Here is a 16,585-nt window from a genome sequence, read left to right as displayed (position 1 = left end):
TCACTTGAAAGTGCACTCCGTGGTGCTGGGCTCGGCGGCCAGGAACGGGCGCACCTCCAGCCACTCGTGGATCGGCTTCCCGTCCTTCCCCGGAGCGGCGGACAGCTCACCGGCCAGTTCGACGGCGCGCTCATGGCTGTCGACGTCGATCACCATCCAGCCCGCGATGAGGTCCTTGGTCTCGGCGAACGGACCGTCGGTGACCGGCGGCCGCCCCTCACCGTCGTACCGCACCCACGACCCCTCGGGGGCGAGCGCCTGGCCGTCGACGAACTCGCCGGTCTTCTCCAGCCGGGCCGCGAAGTCGTTCATGTACCGCATATGCGCCGAGATCTCCTCCGGCGTCCACTGGTCCATCGGCACGTTGTTCACCGGAGCCGGAGCGCCGCGGTAGTGCTTCAGCAGCAGGTACTTGGCCATCGTGGTTCTCCTTGATGCGGATGCGACCCATTGTGGTCGCGTTCACCCCGGGGACGGAGCCGGTCACGCGTTCTCGACATCCCGGTCCGAAGATTTTTTTCGCTGCTCCTCGATCCGGTGCAGCACCGAGTCCAGATGCGCCTCGGAGGCCGCTCGGGCCGCCTCCGGATCGCGGGCCTCGATCGCCCGCAGGATGGCCTGGTGCTCCTCGATGGTGGCGCGCCGGCGGGCGGCGGACAGCGAGGTCTCGCGCCGACCGGGCTCGCCGATCTCGTAGACCCGGTCCAGCAGCCGCAGCAGCAGGGGGTTGCGGGTGTACTGGGCGATGGCGCGGTGGAAGGTGCGGTCCAGGTCGGTGAACTCCTGCCGCGTGGGCTCCCGTCGCATCGCGTCCAGCAGGGCGTGCAGCTGGACGATGTCGGAGGGGGTGGCGCGGCGGGCGGCCCGCGCGGTCACCGAGGGCTCGATGCACGCGCGCACCTCCATGACCTGCAACAGCTCCGCCGTGGCATCGAGCCCCGAGGCCAGGATGTCGCCGCGCGGGGTGGCCCCCGGGTCGAGCACGACGGTGCCGGAGCCGGGGCGCCGGGCGACCAGTCCGCGCGAGGCGAGGGCGCGCAGCGCCTCGCGGACCGAGCCCCGGGAGACGCCGAGGCTCTCCGCGAGCTCCCGCTCCGGCGGGACGCGGGAACCGGGCGCCAGCTCTCCGCTCAGGATCAGCCGCTCCAGGCCGACGGCCAGGGCGTCCGGCGTCGACAGGGTGGAGTGCCGCAGTTGCCGCCAGTCCATCTCCTGGCTTTCCTCCGCCTTCTTCAGCCTTCTGAGCTTTCCGGTCCGGTTCTTCGGCTTTCCTCAGCTTTTCCGGTCCGGTCGGTGGTCCAGAGTCTCACACCCGGCGGGCGTCTCCCCGGCGTCCTCCCAGCCTCCACCCGGCCTCCGCCCTGTCGCCGCCGCGAGCGGATTTAACCAGGTGGTGACGGGTGGGCAACCGGAGCCACCGGGTCCGCGCGCTAGCGTCCACCGACATCGATTTGGTCCTACCAATGGACCAACTGCGGTCCCTGCGCCATCCTGGCCACACCGCAGCGCGCACGCCCCGACATCCCCAGCAGTGAGGCATTCCGCCATGCGCCAAAGAACGAGCGGACCCAGCGACCGGCCCCCACCCACCCGCCACCGACCGCGCGCCGCCGCACTCGCCGCCCGGGTGCTGTGTCTGCTGGCCGCCGGTGCCACCGCCGGCTGCGCCTCCCTGGCCTCCCCCACGGCCGAGGTGGGCGCCGACCGGATGACCGACCCCCGGCCCGCCCGCGACGGCGGAACGCTGACCATCGCCCTCAAATCGGACCCGGACAAGCTGGATCCCACCCTTGCCAGCACCGCCGTGGGCCGGACCGTGTTCACCGCGATGTGCGAGAAGCTCTACGACGTCGACGGCGCGAACCGGATCGTGCCGCAGCTCGCCGCCGCCCCGCCCACGACGAGCGACGGGGGCCGCACCGTCACCATCCGGCTGCGGCGCGGCGTCCGGTTCGCCGACGGCACCCGGATGGACGCCAAGGCGGTCAAGACCTCCCTCGACCGCCACCGGACGCTGACCGGTTCCGTGCGCGCGAGCGAGCTGAAGCTCCTCACCTCGGTCCAGGCGGTCGGCGACGACACCGTACGGCTGCGGCTGACCAAGCCGTACGTCCCGCTGCTCGCGCTGCTCGCCGACCGCGCGGGCATGGTGATGTCCCCCACCGCGCTGAAGCGCTACGGCAAGGGGTTCGCGAGCCACCCCACCTGCGTCGGCCCGTTCCGCTACGCCGAGCGGGTGGTGGGCGACCGCATCGTGCTGGACAAGGACCCGAACTACTACGACGCCGACGCCGTCCATCTGCGGCGGGTGATCTACCGCACCATCACCGACGGCAACGTCCGGCTGGCGAACCTCCAGTCCGGCGACATCCAGGTGGGCGACCAGATGGACCCGGTCCAGGTGGGCCGGGCGCTCACCGAACCCGGGCTCCAGCTGTTCCACTCCCCCTCGCTGGGCTACTACGGACTGACCCTCAACATCGGCAACACCAAGGGCGCCGGGGCGCCGCCGGGCCGGATCGACACCCCGATCGCGCGGGACGTACGGGTGCGCGAGGCGTTCGACCTCTCCCTGGACCGCGACCTGATCAACACCATCGTCTTCCAGGGCCGCTACCGCCCCACCTGCGGCCCGCTCCCCTCCGGCACCCCGTACGCCACCGGGTCCCGCTGCCCGGCCCGCGACCTGGCCAAGGCCAGGCGGCTGCTCAGGGCCGCCAGGGTGACCACCCCGGTCCGGGTGCGGCTGCAGATCAGCACCACCCCGGAGGACAACCGGCTGGGCCAGGTCATCCAGGCCATGGCCAAGGAGGCGGGCTTCGCGGTGAGCCTGACGCCCACCGAGTTCGCCACCGGCCTGGAGCACTCCCGCGCGGGCGACTTCCAGGCGGCGACCACCAACTGGTCGGGGCGGCTGGACCCGGCGGGCAACATCGACGTGTTCGCCGGCACCGGCGGCGCCCAGAACTACGGCGGGCTCTCCGACCCCGCCATCGACCGGCTGATCGCCGAGGGCGGCGCCACCGCGGCCAAGCCGGCCCGCAAGAAGATCTACGCCCGGCTGGTGGAGCGCGTCCGCGCCGCGCACACCGTGCTCTATCTGATCCAGCCCACGAACTACGTCTCCGTGACGAAGAAGGTCGCCGGGCTGAAGGTCTTCGGCGACGGGCTGATCCGGGTGAAGGACGCCGGATATGTGAAGGGAGGGAGCTGATGTCGTATCCGATCCGCCGCCTCGGCGAATCGCTGATCACCCTCTTCCTGGTCAGCGTCGTGGTCTTCGCCGGCGTACGGGCGCTGCCCGGCGACACCGCCACCGCGCTGGCCGGGGAGGAGCCCACGCCCGAGGCGATCGCCCAGATCCGCGAGAGCTACGGGCTCGACGACAACATCGTGGTGCAGTACGTGCGCTATGTGCGGCACGCCGCCACCGGCGACCTCGGGGTCTCCTCCCGCACCGGGCTGCCGGTCCTGGACTCGGTGCTGGAGGCGCTGCCCGTCACCCTCGAACTGTCCGCCCTGTCCCTGCTGCTCGCGGTCGTGGTCGGCGTGGGCGCCGGGGTGGTGGCGGCGGTCCGGCGCGGACGGCCCGAGGAGTGGCTGGTCAACGCGGTGGCGCTGCTGGGGCTTTCGGTGCCCGCCTTCTGGCTCGGCATCGTGCTCGTCCTGGCCTTCGCGATCGCCGTCCCGGTCTTCGCCGCCTCCGGTTTCGTGCCGTTCGGCGTGGACCCGATGGAGAACCTGCGCCATATGGTGCTCCCGGTGATCGTCCTCGGCTCCGGTCTGGCGGCGGTCGTGATGCGGCAGACGCGCGCGGCCATGCTGGGCTCGCTGTCCGCCGACTACGTGCGCACGGCACGCGCCAAGGGGCTCTCCCGGCGCCAGGTGATCATGGGGCACGCCCTGCGCAACAGCCTGGTCACCGTGGTGACCGTGCTCGGGCTCCAGCTCGGGCACCTCATCTCGGGCGCGGTGGTCACCGAGCAGATCTTCGTCCTGCCGGGCTTCGGCAAGCTCACCATCGACGCGGTCTTCTCCCGCGACTACGCCATGGTGCAGGGCGTGGTGCTGTTCACCTCGACCGCCTACATCGTCGTCAACCTCCTGGTCGACCTGGCCTATTCGGTGATCGACCCCCGTATCCGGCTCGGAGGTGCCCAGTGAGAATCCGGTTCGGAGCTGCCCCGTTGAACGGCGCACGGTTGAGCATCGGCCTCGGAGGTGCCCAGTGAGCGCCGCCGCCACCGCCCTTCCCGCCGCCGAGGAGCGAGAGCGGGCCCCGCTCGCCCCGCTGTCCCGGCTCCGGCTGCTGACCCGCAACAAGCTGGCCCTCACCGGGGCCGTGGCCGCCGCGGTCCTGGTGCTGATCGCGGTGTGCGCACCGCTCATCGCGCCGTACGACCCGGCCCGCCCCGACTTCGCGGCCGCCCTCCGGCCGCCGGGCTGGGCCCACTGGCTGGGCACCGACGACCTGGGCCGCGATCAGCTCTCCCGAGTGGTGTACGGGGTGCGGGCCTCGCTGCAGATCGGGCTGCTCGCGGTGGCGCTGGCCTTCGCGGCCGGAGTGCCGCTCGGGCTGCTCGCGGGCTACTACGGGCGGTTCGCCGACTCGGTGGTCTCCCGGCTCACCGACACCCTGCTCGCCTTCCCCTTCCTGGTGCTGGCGGTGGGCCTGGCCACGATCCTCGGGCCGTCGCTGCTGAACGCCACGATCGCGGTCGGCGTCTCGCAGATCCCGGCCGTCATCCGGATCACCCGGGCGGAGACCCTGCGGCTGAAACACCTCGACTATGTGGCGGCGGCCGTGGCCAACGGCGGCGGCGACGGCACCGTGCTCTTCCGCCACATCCTCCCCGGCGCGCTGTCCGCGCTGACCGTCCAGGCCACCGTGGGCATCCCCACCGCGATCATCGGCGAGGCGCTGCTGAGCTTCCTCGGCCTCGGCGTCCAGCCGCCGTCCCCCTCGCTCGGGGTGATGCTCTCCAGCGCCCAGGCGTACATCGCCGCCGCGCCCTGGATGGCGGTCTTCCCGGGCCTGGCGATCATCGCCGCGACGCTCGCGTTCAATCTGCTCGGGGACGGGCTGCGCGACATCCTCGACCCCCAGGGAGACAGCCGATGACCACGCCCACCGCGCCGTCCACCGCGCCGTCCACCGCGCCGTCCACCGCGTCCCCTGCCCTGAGCGTCCGGGATCTGTCCGTGGTCTTCCGCACCCCGACCCGCGTGGTCCACGCGGTGGACGGGCTGTCGTACGACATCGCCCCCGGTGAAGTGCTGGCCGTGGTCGGCGAGTCGGGCTGCGGCAAGTCCGTGACCTCCACCGCCGTCATGGGGCTGCTGCCGCCCACCGCGAGCGTCGGCGGCTCCATCCGGCTGGGCGGACGCGAGCTGGTGGGAGCCGACGAGAGCGAGTTGCGGGACGTCCGCGGCCGGGAGCTGGCGATGATCTTCCAGGAGCCGATGACCTCGCTGAACCCCGTCCTCACCATCGGCCGCCAGGTCGGCGAGGTCCTCCGGCGCCATCAGGGGATCGGCCGCCGGGAGGCGCGCGAGCGGGCCGTGGACCTGCTCGACCTCGTCGGCATCCCCGCCCCCGCGCAGCGGGCCCGCGACTATCCGCACCAGCTCAGCGGTGGAATGCGGCAGCGGGTGATGATCGCCATCGCGATCGCCTGCGACCCGGCCGTGCTCATCGCCGACGAGCCCACCACCGCGCTGGACGTCACCGTGCAGGCGGGCATCCTGGAGGTGCTGCAGTCCCTGCGGGAGCGGCTCGGCACCGCGATCGTGCTGATCACCCACGATCTGGGCGTGGTCGCCGACATCGCCGACCGGGTGCTGGTGATGTACGCGGGCCGGGGCGTCGAACAGGCCCCGGTGGACGAGCTGTTCGGCGCGCCCCGCCACCCGTACACCCGCGGGCTGCTCGGCGCGGTGCCGGTGCCCGGCCGGCGGCGGGCGGAGGGCGGGCGGGGGCGGCTCCAGGAGATCCCCGGACTGGTGCCGAGCCTCACCGAACAGCCCGACCGCTGCACCTTCCAGCCCCGCTGCTCCTACGCCGACGAGCGGTGCGGGGAGCAGAGGCCCGCGCTGCGGGCGTTGCGCGAGCGGGATGAGCGGCGCGAGGGGTACGAACGGTACGGGCGCTCTGAGCGCGCTGAGCCACACGAGGCCGCGTGCTGGTATCCGGTGCCGGTGCACCCCGAACACCCCGAACACCCCGGACAACCTGAACAACCTGAACAACCTGAACGCCGCGAACGTCCCGGACACCCCGGACACCCCGGACAGGAGGCCGCCTCATGACCGCCGCCGTCGCGCCCGCGCAGGCGTCGCGGGCTGACGCAGTACTCGACATCAACGGCCTGGTCCGCCACTTCACCGGTCCCGCCGGCACCGTCAGGGCGGTCGACGGGGTCAGCCTCAGCATCGGCCGGGGCGAGATCGTCGGCCTGGTCGGGGAGTCCGGCAGCGGCAAGTCCACGGTGGGGCGGTGCGCCGTACGGCTGGACCGGCCCACCGCGGGCCAGGTGACGATCAACGGCCGCGATGTGACCCGTCTTTCGAAGCGGGCGCTGCGGCCGCTGCGCAAGGACTTCCACCTGGTCTTCCAGGACCCGTCCGCCTCGCTCGACCCCCGGATGACCGTGGGCGCCATCGTCGGCCAGCCGCTGCGGCTGCACCGCCTGGCCTCCGGCGACGCGCTGCGCGACCGGGTCGCCGCGCTGCTGGCCCAGGTGGGGCTGCGGCCCGAACTGGCGCGGCGGCGGCCCCATGAACTCTCCGGCGGGCAGCGGCAGCGGGTCTCGATCGCCCGCGCGCTGTCGGTCGATCCCCAGTTGCTGGTGGCCGACGAGCCGACGTCGGCGCTGGACGTCTCCGTCCAGGCGTCGGTGCTCAATCTGCTGGCGGACCTCCAGCGGGAGCGGCGGTTCGGCTGTCTGTTCATCACCCATGACCTGGCCGCCGTGGAGTACCTCGCGGATCGGATCGCCGTGATGTATCTGGGGCAGCTGGTGGAACAGGCCCCGGCCGCCGAGCTGTTCGCCGACCCCAAGCATCCGTACACCCAGGCCCTGCTGTCCGCGGCCCCGGTGCCGGACCCGGCCGCGCAGCGGTCGCGCGCCCGGATCGTGCTCAGCGGGGAGCTGCCCAGTCCGCTGGATCCGCCGAGCGGCTGCCGCTTCCACACCCGCTGTCCGCTCGCCGTCGACCGCTGCCGCACCGAGCCGCCCGTGCTGCGGCGGCTCGCGGAGGGCAGTGGCCGTCGCCAGGTCTCCTGCCATCTGGTGGCGGACGACGGCACCGCGCCCGATGCCTCGGCCCCCGAGAACGCCGCTGCCTTCCGAGGACCGTGAGCCCCGCCCGCACACCCGTATCCGCACTCGCACCCGCACCCGTATCCGCACCCGTATCCGCACTCGCACTCGCACCCGCACCCGCACTCGCACGCGCATTCGTACGAGACCAGGAGCCTGCCGACATGTTCACCACCCGGCCCACCCTGCAAGGCACCCATGGCATGGTGTCCTCCACCCACTGGCTGGCCTCGCAATCCGCCATGGCCGTCCTGGAGGACGGCGGCAACGCCTTCGACGCGGCCGTGGCCGCCGGGTTCGTCCTGCATGTGGTCGAGCCCCATCTGAACGGGCCCGCCGGTGAGGTGCCGATCATCCTCGCCCCGGCGGGCGGCGAACCCACCGTGCTGTGCGGCCAGGGCCCGGCCCCCGCCGGGGCCACCATCGACCACTACACCGGGCTCGGCCTCGACCTCGTCCCCGGCACCGGCCCGCTCGCGGCGGCGGTGCCCGGTGCGTTCGACGCCTGGATGGTGCTGCTGCGCGACCACGGTACGAAGCGGCTCGCCGAGGTGCTGCGGTACGCGATCGGCTACGCCGAGCACGGCCATCCGGCGGTCGAGCGGATCGGGGAGACGGTCGAGACCGTGCGGGAGCTGTTCGAGACCGAGTGGACCACCTCGGCCGAGCTGTATCTGCCGGACGGGAAGTCCCCGGCCGCCGGACGGCCGCTCACCAACCCCGCGCTGGCCGCCACCTGGCGGCGGCTGATCGCCGAGGCGGAGGCGGCCGGGCCGGGGCGCGAGACCCAGATCGAGGCGGCCCGCCGGGTCTGGCGCGAGGGCTTCATCGCGGCGGAGCTGGCGGACGCGGCGGCCCGGCCCGCGATGGACTCGTCCGGGCAGCGCAACGCCGGGACCATGACCGGGGACGACCTGGCCGCCTTCGAGGCCACGTACGAGCCGCCGGTCCGCCACTTCTGGAACGGCTGGACCGTGTGCAAGGCCGGGCCCTGGAGCCAGGGGCCGGTACTGCTCCAGCAACTCGCCCTGCTGCCGTACGGGCTGACCGAGGCCGACCTGGGCACGCCGGACTTCCTGCACCTCCTCATCGAGGGCGGCAAGCTGGCCATGGCCGACCGCGAGGCGTGGTACGGGGACGCCGCCGACGTGCCGCTGACGGAGCTGCTCTCGCGTCCGTACAACGACGAACGGCGGGCGCTGATCGGCGAACGGGCCTCGTACGAGCTGCGCCCCGGGCACCCCGGGGGCCGTACGCCGCGCCTGAGCAAGCAGGCGCTGGCCGCGGTGGCCCGCGCCGCGTCCGGGGCGGACGGACCGGCCGCCGGGCCGGGCGGCGGCGAGCCGACGGTCGGCGGAGGGGACCTGGGCCTGGGCCTGGAGGGACCGGTGCACGGCGATCCGGCGGTCGGGCCGGACGGGGTGACCCGGGGCGACACCTGCCACCTCGACGTGGTGGACCGCTGGGGCAACATGGTCGCGGCCACGCCCAGCGGCGGCTGGCTGCAGTCCAACCCCGTCATCCCCGCGCTGGGTTTCCCGCTCGGCACCCGGCTCCAGATGACCTGGCTGGACCCCGGCCTGCCCAACTCCCTCACCCCCGGCCGCCGCCCCCGCACCACCCTCACCCCCTCGCTCGCGCTGCGCGACGACATTCCCGTCATGGCCTTCGGCACTCCCGGCGGCGACCAGCAGGACCAGTGGAGCACCCACTTCTTCCTCGGCGTCGCGCTACGGGCGCGGGTGCGCTCCGGGCTGGATCTGCAGGGCGCGATCGACGCCCCCAACTGGCACCAGGAGTCCTTCCCCGGCTCCTTCCACCCCCGGGCGATGACGGCGGGCCGGGTGGTCGTGGAGTCCCGCATCGGCGAGCCCGCGGTAGCGGAACTCCGGCGCCGCGGCCACGATGTGGTGGTCGGCGGGCCCTGGTCGGAGGGCCGCCTGTGCGCGGTCGCCCGCGACCCGGAGACGGGCGTCCTGCTCGCCGCCGCCAACCCGCGCGGTGCGCAGGGCTACGCGGTGGGCCGCTGACCGCCGGGGGCGGCGCGTGCGCGGGCCGGCTAAGGGTGTCCGACGGACCATGACGCCTGCGGCGGGCTGCTTTCCCCTACCCGCCCCTTCCCTCAACTGGGGCTCCGCCCCAGACCCCGGCAGGACGACCCCGGACGCGCACGGTCATCCGCCACGCCGCCGCCCCGACCACCACCGGCCCCCGGTACAGGTGCTCACGACGACGACGGCCGACCCGTCGACCCCAGAATCCGGCGCGGAGCCCCACCACGCGCCGGAGCCGCACGCCCCAGGAAGGCGCGGGGAGCGGAATGGTCCGCCCGCCCAAACATCCGCCACGCCGACACCCCGACCGCGATCAGCCACCGGTACACGTGCCGGAGGCTGAGGGCTGGCGCGGAGCCCCACCACGCGGCGGAGCCGCATATCGATGCTGCGGGAAGGGTCCGCCGGACGGCGTGGTCGCTAGTGGGCGTACCCGGTGGGGTCCGCGGACCGCAGCTTCTCGGCTCGCTTCAGCGGGTCGTAGCCGGGGCCCACGCCGTCGGCCAGGATCACATCGCCGTGGATGTGGTCGGTGCGCAGCGCCAGGATGTCCTGGTAGGCGGGCGACGCGTACCACTCGCGGGCGTCCGCCATCCCGCCCGGGAACTCGATCAGCACCACACTGCCCGGCCACTCCCCCTCGACCACCTCCAGCGTGTCGCCGTGGATGAGGAACCGGCCGTGGAAGGGGTCGAGGGTGGCCTGGATCCGCTCCAGGTACTCGATGACGTCGGGGTGCGGGCTGCGGCCGTGCAGATGCGCGAGCGCGTAGGCGGCGGGCATGGCTCCTCCAAGTGTTCCAGGCAGACCGGCGGACGCGGATCAGCCTGCCGCGCCCCGCCCGGAGCGTCGATTACCCCCGAGGTCATGGCCGTGGCACCGGTCCCCGGCCTCAGTCGAAGATGCCCAGGTCCTCCCGCATGATCCGGCGCATCGCCGAGAGCCGGGGCTCGGCCTCCTTCAGCTCCAGCAGCGCGCCCGCCGCCGTCTCGCCGTCGTACTGCAGCCCGCGATCGATCCGTTTGGCCATCGCGTCGATCCCGGCGAGCACCGCATTGAGCTCGCGGGACGCTTCCAGGACCCGCTCGGGGACGATCATCTGGGCCTCGGCGTAACGGTCCCGGTAGTCGCGGCGGGCCTCCTCGAGCCGGACGCGGTCCTCGTCCGCGTACACGTCGTCGCGGATCCGGTGCAGCGCGTCCTTGAGGAGGGTGTGGAACTGCCGGGATGCGCGGTTCATCGCGGTGTAGGCGGCCCGGCGCTCCTCGAAGCGGCGCCGCCGGTCCTCGGTGAGCGCGTCCTCCACCCGCTGACGTGCCGTCATGCGCTGCTGGAGGAGGGGCGCGAAGAGGGTGCCGAGGATGCCGACGACGGCGGTGATCATGGCGGCTATGACGGTGGACACCGGGCGAGCCTAGCCGCGCCCCCTTCCGGTGGCCTCCGGCGTTTCCACAGGTTTTCCACAGGCAGGGCCGAGCCCTTTCCGAAACCCAGGCGATCAGAACTAATGTGCTGTTTCATGCACACCCCGCCCTCCGACGTACGCGCCGACCACGCCGACCGCGTCGATCGTGCCGACCGCGCCGACGATGTTCTCGCCCTCGCCCGGCTGGCCACCCGGCGCGGGGCGGTACGGGAGATGCTCGGCTGGCTGGCCCGGCGGACCGGGGGTCCGGCCATGCTGGTCGGGGGCGCGGGGCGGGTGCTGGCCGGGCCGGGCGGGGAGCACGACCCGGCGGTGGCGCGGCTCGCGGCCGACGCCGCCGCCGACGCCGCCGCCGAATTGCACCGGCGCGGGGCGGCGTCCGCCGTGCTGGGCGGGGGCGAGGGACCACCGGTGCATCTGATCGCGCTCGACACCGACCCGAGGACGTATCTCGCCGTCGTCGGTCCGGACGATCCGCGCTGCGGAACGCTGCTCGCCGACGCCGCCCGCACCCTCGCCCTGTGCTGGCGGCTGGAGCAGTCCGAGCGGGCGCGGCGCCGGATCGAGTCGGCCGAGGAGCACAGCCGGGAGGCCGTGCTGCACCTGCTGATGGTGGGCAGCGTGCCCGCCGCGCAGCGGATCGCCGGGGCGCTGCGCCCGCCGCTGCCCGCGGTGGTGCGGATTTATGTGATCGAGTGTCCGCCCGCCCGGCGGCGCGAGATCGTCCGGCGGATCGACCGCGAGGCGGGGGGCGGGGCGTGGATCGTGCCGTGTCCGGTGCGCCCGAACCACATCCTCGCGCTCGTACCGCCCGAGCCGGGCCCGGCCCCGGCCGCGGCGGTGAGCGGTGCCCCGCGCGGAGGCCCGGCGCCACTGGATCTGCTGATCGTCAGGCTGGTGCCCGAGTGCCGGGTCGGGGTGAGCGCCGCGGTCCCGCTGCGGGACACGCCGACCGCGTACGAACAGGCCATCCACGCGCTGGCGGTGGCCCGTAACGCGCCCGAGCACCGCGCGGGCTTCGGCGGCGATGTGGATGTGACCGTCCTGGCGGGCCCGGAGGGCTATGTGTGGGCGAGCGAACTCCTGGCGCCCTGTCTGCGGTACGCACCGGCCCGTCGCGCCGACCCCGGCCCGCAGGAGCTGCTGGGCACGCTCGGGTCGTGGCTCAGCTTCGGCGGGGCGGCCAGCCGCCATCTGAAGATCCACCGCAATACGCTCGCGGCGCGGATGCGCCATCTGGACGAGCTGCTGGGCGTGGAGGTCAGCCGCAGCCTGCCCGCGCAGTCGGCCCTGTGGCTCGCGCTGCGGCTGCACACCGCGCCCCAGGCCGCGGCGGCCCGCGCCCAGGCCCCGCCGGGGCACATCGCCACGCTGGACGCGGTGCTGGCCACCCCCGCCGCGGGGACCTGGGCCCGGGCCCAGCTGCGCCCCCTGGAGCAGGCCGGTCCGACGGCCGGTCTGGAGACCATACGCACCTGGCTACGCGCCGACGCCCGCCTCCCCGCCGCGGCCGCCGCCCTGGGCATCTCGCTCCCGGGCGCCCGCAAGCGCCTGACCAGGGCGGAGGACGTTCTGGGCCGCTCCCTGCTGACCGCGCCGAGCGCGAAGTACGAACTATGGCTCGCGATGCGGGCTCTGGGCTCGCTCTGAGACGGGGCGACCGGACACCGGGGCCGCGCGGGCGCGGCCACCGTTCGCCGTCGTACTCACCGTTCACCAGAGCACTCACCGTTCGAAGGGGAACCGCCCGGCGTGCTCACTGTGCACATCGTTCCTCGCCGCGGGTGGAGCGGGCGCCTATTGTCCTGGACAAGCCACGACGGGCCGCGCCGAGCCCCACCTCTCGCCGAGGGCTGAGCGCGCGTTCCCCCCAACCCGCACGGCACCACGCCCGGCCACCCCGCCGGGCCTCATGAGCCGGGGCCGGCCGCCGCGCGACGACGGGGGTGTCGCGCGCGGCCCGCCCCTGTCCCCGTGGAAACCGGCACAGGCGCACCCACCCATGCGAGGGAATGAGCCGGCCCAGATCCGCATCGCCTGAGCGCGATCGCCATCACCCCCGGACCGCCCTCACGACCCCAGGATCGACGTCAGGAACTCCCCGGTCCACGCCAGCAGCTCCCGCCCCACCAGCGGCTTCCCGCCGATGCGGGCGGTGGCGGGGCGGGGCACCAGGACCTGCTTGGTGGTGGGCTTGATGACCGAGCGCTGGTAGAGGCGCTTGAGGCGCAGCTCCTGGGATTCGCGGAGCTCCACCGGGGAGAAGCGGATGTTGGAGCCCTGGAGGGTGATGTCCGTGACCCCGCAGGCGCGGGCCAGCAGCCGCAGGCCGGCGACCAGGAGGAGGTTCTCCACCGGCTCGGGGAGCTTCCCGTAGCGGTCGGTGAGCTCCTCGCGGACGGCGCGGATGTCGTCCTCGCTGTTCGCGGAGGCGATCGCCCGGTACGCCTGGAGGCGCAGCCGCTCGCCGGGGGCGTAGTCGTGCGGAACGTGCGCGTCGACCGGAAGCTCGATCTTGACCTCCAGCGGCGCCTCCGCGGGCTCGCCCTCGCCCGCCTCGATCGAGGCGCGGTAGTCGGCGACGGCCTCGCCGACCATCCGGACGTAGAGGTCGAAGCCGACGCCCGCGATATGGCCGGACTGCTCGCCACCGAGCAGATTGCCCGCGCCGCGGATCTCCAGGTCCTTCATGGCCACGTACATGCCCGCGCCCATCTCGGTGTGCTGGGCGATCGTGGCCAGCCGCTCATGGGCGGTCTCCGTGAGCGGCTTCTCGGGCGGGTAGAGGAAGTACGCGTAACCGCGCTCGCGCCCTCGCCCGACCCGGCCGCGCAGCTGGTGCAGCTGCGAGAGGCCGAAGTTGTCGCCGCGCTCGACGATCAGGGTGTTGGCGTTGGAGATGTCGATACCGGACTCGACGATGGTCGTGGAGACCAGGACGTCGGACTTCTTCTCCCAGAAGTCGACCACGACCTGCTCCAGCGTGCCCTCCGACATCTGCCCGTGGGCGGTGGCGATCCGCGCCTCGGGAACGATCTCGCGCAGCCGGGCGGCGGCCCGGTCGATGGACTCCACCCGGTTGTGGATGTAGAAGACCTGGCCCTCGCGGAGCAGCTCGCGCCGGATCGCCGCGCCGATCTGCTTCTGCTCGTACGGCCCGACGAAGGTCAGCACCGGATGGCGCTCCTCCGGCGGGGTGGTGATCGTGGACATCTCGCGGATGCCGGTGACCGCCATCTCCAGGGTGCGCGGGATGGGCGTGGCGGACATGGTCAGCACGTCCACATTGGCGCGGAGCTTCTTCAGCTGCTCCTTGTGCTCGACGCCGAAGCGCTGCTCCTCGTCCACGATGACCAGGCCCAGGTCCTTGAACTTGGTTTCCGAGGAGAAGAGCCGGTGGGTGCCGATGACGATGTCGACCGAGCCGTCCCGCAGCCCCTCGAGCACCGCCTTGGCCTCGGTGTCGGTCTGGAACCGGGAGAGCGCCCTGACGTTGACGGGGAACTGGCCGTACCGCTCGCCGAAGGTGCCGAAGTGCTGCTGCACCAGCAGGGTCGTGGGCACCAGCACCGCCACCTGCTTGCCGTCCTGGACCGCCTTGAAGGCCGCGCGGACCGCGATCTCGGTCTTGCCGTAGCCGACGTCGCCGCAGATCAGCCGGTCCATCGGAACCGACTTCTCCATGTCCTCCTTGACCTCGGCGATGGTGGTGAGCTGGTCGGGGGTCTCCGCGTACGGGAACGCGTCCTCCAGCTCGCGCTGCCAGGGGGTGTCCGCGCCGAAGGCATGGCCGGGCGCCGCCATCCGGGCCGAGTAGAGCTTGATCAGATCGGCGGCGATCTCCTTGACGGCCTTCTTGGCACGCGCCTTGGTCTTGGTCCAGTCGGCGCCGCCGAGCCGGTGCAGGGTCGGCGCCTCGCCGCCCACGTACTTGGTGACCTGCTCCAGCTGGTCGGTGGGGACGAAGAGCCGGTCGCCGGGCTGGCCGCGCTTGGCCGGGGCGTACTCCACCACCAGATACTCGCGGGTGGCGCCCTGGACGGTGCGCTGCACCATCTCGATGTAGCGGCCCACGCCGTGCTGCTCGTGGACGATGAAGTCGCCCGCCTCGAGGGTGAGCGGATCGATCGTCTTACGGCGGCGCGCGGGCATCCGCGCCCCGTCCTTGCCCGCGGCCTTCTGCCCGGACAGATCCGTTTCGGTCAGCACGGCCAGCTTCAGGGCCGGGTCGATGAAGCCGTAGTCGATCGAGCCGCAGGCCACATGCACCACGGACGGCTTGATCTCGGTGAGGTCGCCGTCCAGCCGGGCCGCGATCCCCTCGCCGCCGAGCACCTCGACGGTGCGGGAGGCGGGGCCGTGGCCCTCGGTCACATAGACCGTGCGCCAGCCGTCGGCGAGCCAGCCCTTGGTGTCGGCCAGCGCGCGGGCGGTGTCGCCGCGGTAGCTCTCGGTGGCGTGCATGCCGAGCTTGACGGTGTCCCCCGCCGCGTCAGCGGCAAGTGTCTGCGTCAGTTCCTCGTCGGCCGCGAAGGGACTCACCGACCACCACATCATGCCCAGCTCATGGGCGTGGTCGCGGATGTCCGCGATGCTCCACAGGGAGGCCGCGCCGACGTCGATCGGGGCCTCCCCTCCCCCGGCGGTGGCCGCCCAGGACGCCTGGAGGAACTCCTGGCTGGTGGCCACCAGGTCCGCCGCCCGGGTGCGCACCCGCTCCGGGTCGCAGACGACCGTCATGCTGCCCTTCGGGAGGACGTCCAGCAGCAGCTCCATGTCGTCCACCAGGACGGGGGCCAGGGACTCCATGCCCTCGACCGCGATCCCCTCGGCGATCTTGCCGAGCAGCTCGCCCAGCTCGGGATGGGCCTCGGCGAGGGCCGCGGCCCGCTCCCGTACGCCGTCGGTCAGCAGCAGCTCCCGGCAGGGCGGGGCCCACAGCCCGTGCTCGGCGACCTCGAGCGAGCGCTGATCGGCCACCTTGAAGTAGCGGATCTCCTCGATGTCGTCGCCCCAGAACTCGATCCGGAGCGGATGCTCCTCGGTCGGCGGGAAGACGTCCAGGATGCCGCCGCGCACGGCGAACTCGCCGCGCTTCTCGACCAGCTCGACCCGGGAGTACGCGGCGGCCACGAGCCCGTCCACGATCTCCTCCAGATCGGCGGTCTGCCCGGCCCGCAGGCTCACCGGCTCCAGGTCCCCGAGCCCCTTGACCTGCGGCTGGAGCACGGACCGTACGGGCGCGACCACGACCGAGACGGGACCGGCCGCCGGGTCGTCCGGGCTCGGATGGGCCAGCCTGCGCAGCACCGCGAGGCGCCGCCCGACGGTGTCCGAGCGCGGGGAGAGCCGCTCGTGCGGCAACGTCTCCCAGGACGGGTACTCCACCACCCCGTCCGGCGGCAGCAGCGAGCGCAGCGCCGCCGCCAGGTCCTCCGCCTCGCGGCCGGTGGCCGTCATCGCGAGCACGGGACGGCCCGCGGAGCGCGCCAGCGCGGCGATGGCGAACGGGCGGGCGGCGGGTGGGCCGACCAGATCGACGTGGGGGCGGTGGCCGTCGGCGGCGCCGCGCACCGCCTCGGCGAGCGCGGGGTCCCTTACGACGGCGTCGAGCAGACCGGTGAGGCTCATAAAGGGGTATTCCATCCCGGAGGCGGACAACGCGAATGACCCGACACGTCTCACGGGCCGGGGGTCTTCCAGAGTACGGCCACCCACCGACGGCGTGCGCCGGACGCGGTCCGCCCCTCCGCCTACCGCGCACCCCCGGTGCGGGATCAGTC

The 16,585-nt window shown here is 73.2% G+C and carries 12 protein-coding genes; 7 read left to right on the top strand and 5 right to left on the bottom strand.

Annotated elements, in window-relative coordinates:
* The gene (locus NP777_RS27460; protein WP_256652868.1) at positions 1–420 is read right to left on the bottom strand and encodes a YciI family protein; all 420 of its coding nucleotides are present in this window, start codon (positions 418–420) and stop codon (positions 1–3) included.
* Between the two features lie 63 nt (positions 421–483).
* Entirely contained in the window at positions 484–1,209 is a 726-nt protein-coding gene (locus tag NP777_RS27455; protein WP_256652867.1) for a FadR/GntR family transcriptional regulator, read from the bottom strand.
* 337 nt (positions 1,210–1,546) lie between these two features.
* Here NP777_RS27455 and NP777_RS27450 point away from each other — a divergent pair, with 337 nt between their 5' ends.
* The 6 genes from NP777_RS27450 to NP777_RS27425 all read left to right on the top strand — a co-directional run bounded on the left by NP777_RS27450 (position 1,547) and on the right by NP777_RS27425 (position 9,352).
* The gene (locus NP777_RS27450) at positions 1,547–3,214 is read left to right on the top strand and encodes an ABC transporter substrate-binding protein (protein WP_256652866.1); all 1,668 of its coding nucleotides are present in this window, start codon (positions 1,547–1,549) and stop codon (positions 3,212–3,214) included.
* A complete protein-coding gene (locus NP777_RS27445; RefSeq protein WP_256652865.1) occupies positions 3,214–4,164 on the top strand; it encodes an ABC transporter permease in 951 nt (316 codons plus the stop codon). The genes NP777_RS27450 and NP777_RS27445 overlap by 1 nt, the downstream gene beginning before the upstream one ends.
* A gap of 127 nt (positions 4,165–4,291) precedes the next feature.
* Positions 4,292–5,122 (top strand): ABC transporter permease, encoded by an 831-nt coding sequence (locus NP777_RS27440; protein WP_256652915.1) that lies wholly within the window; start codon positions 4,292–4,294, stop codon positions 5,120–5,122.
* Positions 5,119–6,309 (top strand): ABC transporter ATP-binding protein, encoded by a 1,191-nt coding sequence (locus tag NP777_RS27435; RefSeq protein WP_256652864.1) that lies wholly within the window; start codon positions 5,119–5,121, stop codon positions 6,307–6,309. Before NP777_RS27440 ends, NP777_RS27435 begins: the two co-directional genes overlap by 4 nt.
* Entirely contained in the window at positions 6,306–7,361 is a 1,056-nt protein-coding gene (locus NP777_RS27430) for an ABC transporter ATP-binding protein (protein WP_256652863.1), read from the top strand. The genes NP777_RS27435 and NP777_RS27430 overlap by 4 nt, the downstream gene beginning before the upstream one ends.
* A gap of 125 nt (positions 7,362–7,486) precedes the next feature.
* A complete protein-coding gene (locus NP777_RS27425) occupies positions 7,487–9,352 on the top strand; it encodes a gamma-glutamyltransferase family protein (protein ID WP_256652862.1) in 1,866 nt (621 codons plus the stop codon).
* 444 nt (positions 9,353–9,796) lie between these two features.
* On the opposite strand, the gene NP777_RS27420 is transcribed toward NP777_RS27425, so the two are convergent.
* On the bottom strand, positions 9,797–10,159 hold the full coding sequence (locus NP777_RS27420; protein WP_256652861.1) for a DUF1330 domain-containing protein: 363 nt from the start codon (positions 10,157–10,159) through the stop codon (positions 9,797–9,799).
* Between the two features lie 109 nt (positions 10,160–10,268).
* Positions 10,269–10,781, bottom strand: a complete 513-nt coding sequence (locus NP777_RS27415) for a hypothetical protein (protein WP_256652860.1) — start codon at positions 10,779–10,781, stop codon at positions 10,269–10,271.
* Between the two features lie 114 nt (positions 10,782–10,895).
* On the opposite strand from NP777_RS27415, the gene NP777_RS27410 reads away from it, so the two are divergent.
* Positions 10,896–12,452 carry a PucR family transcriptional regulator gene (locus NP777_RS27410; RefSeq protein WP_256652859.1) on the top strand — a complete coding sequence of 519 codons (1,557 nt, stop codon included), beginning with the start codon at positions 10,896–10,898 and terminating at the stop codon, positions 12,450–12,452.
* A gap of 420 nt (positions 12,453–12,872) precedes the next feature.
* On the opposite strand, the gene mfd is transcribed toward NP777_RS27410, so the two are convergent.
* On the bottom strand, positions 12,873–16,433 hold the full coding sequence (gene mfd / locus NP777_RS27405) for a transcription-repair coupling factor (RefSeq protein ID WP_256652858.1): 3,561 nt from the start codon (positions 16,431–16,433) through the stop codon (positions 12,873–12,875).
* Positions 16,434–16,585 lie beyond the last annotated feature (152 nt).

Origin of the sequence: Streptomyces rugosispiralis (assembly GCF_024505145.1) — a bacterium.
In the GTDB taxonomy this organism is placed as follows: Bacteria; Actinomycetota; Actinomycetes; order Streptomycetales; family Streptomycetaceae; genus Streptomyces; species Streptomyces rugosispiralis.
Note: the sequence above shows the minus strand (reverse complement) of the source record. Positions and strands in the feature narration are given on the sequence as shown.